Below are 2654 nucleotides of genomic sequence, written 5' to 3'. Positions count from 1 at the left end.
TTGGGGACCTCGCAGACGTCGGCGACATCGCAGACCCCGCCGCCACGCCGGCCCAACCGGGCCCTGACGACATCGCCTACATCATCTACACCTCAGGCACCACCGGAACACCCAAGGGCGTAGCGATACCGCACCGCAACGTGATCCGGCTGCTGAGCACCCTCGACACCGACATCGAACTCGCCGGACAGGTGTGGTCACAATGCCACTCACTGGCCTTCGACTTCTCGGTCTGGGAGATCTGGGGAGCACTGCTGCACGGCGGCCGGCTGGTCATCGTCCCCGACACCGTGGTCCGCTCACCCGAAGACCTGCACGCCCTGCTGATCAGCGAACAGATCACCATCCTCAGCCAAACCCCCTCAGCGTTCTACGCCCTGCAGACCGCCGACGCCGCCCGGTCCGACTCCGCCGATCAGTTGGGGCTCGAGGCAGTGGTTTTCGGCGGCGAAGCGCTGGAGCCACATCGGCTGCGGAGCTGGCGTGATGCTCACCCCCGCCTGCCCCGGCTGATCAACATGTACGGCATCACCGAAACCACCGTGCACGCCTCGTTCCGCGAGATCACCGCCACCGACCTCGACAACCCCACCAGCCCGATCGGGGTCCCGCTGGGCCACCTCGGCTTCTTCGTCCTCGACCCCTGGCTGCGCCCGGTCCCGGCCGGAGTGACCGGAGAACTCTACGTCGCCGGCGCCGGCCTGGCCGCCGGCTACCTCGGCCGCGCCGCACTGAGCGCAACACGATTCCTGGCCTGCCCCTACGGCCCACCCGGCCAACGCATGTACCGCACCGGCGACCTGATGAGCTGGGGACCCGACGGAGAACTGCGCTACCTCGGCCGCGCCGACGAACAAGTCAAGATCCGCGGCTACCGCATCGAACTCGGCGAAGTCCAAGCCGCCCTGGCCACCATCGACGGAGTCAAGCAGGCGGTGGTACTCGTCCGCGAGGACCGCCCCGGCGACAAACGCCTCGTCGGCTACGTCACCGCAGTCGGCGGGCAGACCGTCGATCCCGCTGCGCTGCGGACCGCCCTGTCCGAACGGCTTCCCGAATACATGGTTCCCACGGCGGTGGTGCCGGTCGAGGTGATGCCGTTGACGGTCAACGGCAAACTCGACAAGCGGGCGCTGCCGGCCCCGGAATACCAGCACGTCGAGCAGTACCGCGCACCGGCCGACGCCGTCGAAGAGATCCTCGCCGACATCTACGCCCAGGTCCTGGGCCTCGACCGGGTCGGAACCGACGAATCGTTCTTCGAACTCGGCGGCGACAGCATCCTGTCCATGCAGGTCGTCGCCCGCGCCCGGGCCGCCGGAGTGCTCTGCCGACCCCGCGACATCTTCGTCGAACAGACCGTTTCCCGACTCGCCCAGGTCGCCACCGTCGCCGACGAGGACACCGCCGTCCTCGACGAGGGCACCGGCCCCGTGATCGCCACCCCCCATCATCGAGTGGCTGCACGGTTTGGAAAGCGCGGGCGCCTCGATCGAGGAGTTCAACCAGACGGTGGCGATGCAGGCGCCGCTCGGGGTGACCGAGGCCGACGTCGTCACCGTGCTCCAAGCCGTCCTCGACCGCCACGCCATGCTGCGCCTGCGCGTCGACGACAGCACCGGAACCTGGGCACTGCACGTCCCCGAACCCGGCACCGTCGACGCCCGAAACTGCCTACACACCATCGACACCCTCACCGACGACGCCGTCGCACACGCCCGCTCACAACTCAACCCGCGAACCGGAACCATGCTCAGCGCCCTGTGGGTCAAACCCACCAGCGAACTGGTCCTCATCGCCCACCACCTCGCCGTCGACGGAGTCTCCTGGCGCATCCTGCTCGAAGACCTCAACCTCGCCTGGACCCAACACCGCAACGGACAACCCGTCACACTGCCCACACCGGGAATGTCGTTTGCCGGTTGGTCGGCATTGCTGCCCGGCCGCGCCCGGCAACCCGGTGTCGTCGCTCACACCCAGGCGTGGCAGCAGATCGCCGCGACATCAGGCGCGCTGCCCGCGGTGCGCCCCGACTCGGACACGCTGGGCACCGCTGGAAACCTGTCGGTGGACCTCGATGTCGAGACCACCGAGCTGCTGCTCGGCGAAGTGCCCGCGGCGTTCCACGCCGGGATCAACGATGTCCTGCTGATCGCATTCGGACTCGCACTGGCCGAATTCCTCGGAGAGCCCGGTGCGATCAGCATCGATGTGGAAGGCCATGGCCGCGAGGAAGAGCTGGGCAGTGGCAACGAGGTCATCGATCTGTCGCGCACCGTCGGGTGGTTCACCGCCAAATATCCGGTGGCACTGACGCTGGGTGGGTTGAGCTGGGCCCAGGTGGTTTCCGGCGCCGCCGAGTTGGGCACGGTGCTCAAGGACGCCAAGGAACAGCTGCGGACCGTGCCCGACGGCGTCACCTACGGGCTGCTGCGCTACCTCAACGACGATGTCGACCTCGACGGGCCCGACCCCTCGATCGGATTCAACTACCTGGGTCGCCTCGGCGGCACCGGGGGCCGGGCCACCGCACAACCAACCGAGGCCTGGCAGATCAGCTGGGACTGCCTGGCCAACGTCAACACGCACCACGACCTGTCCGCTCCGCTGGCACATACCGTGGAGCTCAACGCCGGCACCGTGGACACCGCCGC

General features: G+C 68.2%; 1 protein-coding gene and 1 pseudogene. Both read left to right on the top strand.

Annotation, left to right across the window (positions count from 1 at the left end; translation table 11 throughout):
* Positions 1-26: 26 nt before the first annotated feature.
* Positions 27-1319, top strand: a pseudogene (locus ACN27A_RS34600) (non-ribosomal peptide synthetase); the annotation flags it as partial.
* Between the two features lie 199 nt (positions 1320-1518).
* Positions 1519-2654, top strand: a 1136-nt coding sequence (locus ACN27A_RS34595; protein WP_421459265.1) for a condensation domain-containing protein, incomplete at its 3' end; no start/stop codon positions are given.

The sequence above is a fragment of the Micromonospora sp. WMMD737 genome (genome assembly GCF_049179055.1).
GTDB classification, from domain to species: domain Bacteria; phylum Actinomycetota; class Actinomycetes; order Mycobacteriales; family Micromonosporaceae; genus Micromonospora; species Micromonospora reichwaldensis.
The sequence above is the reverse complement of the archived record's forward strand: the minus strand, read 5'-3'. Positions and strand labels throughout refer to the sequence as shown.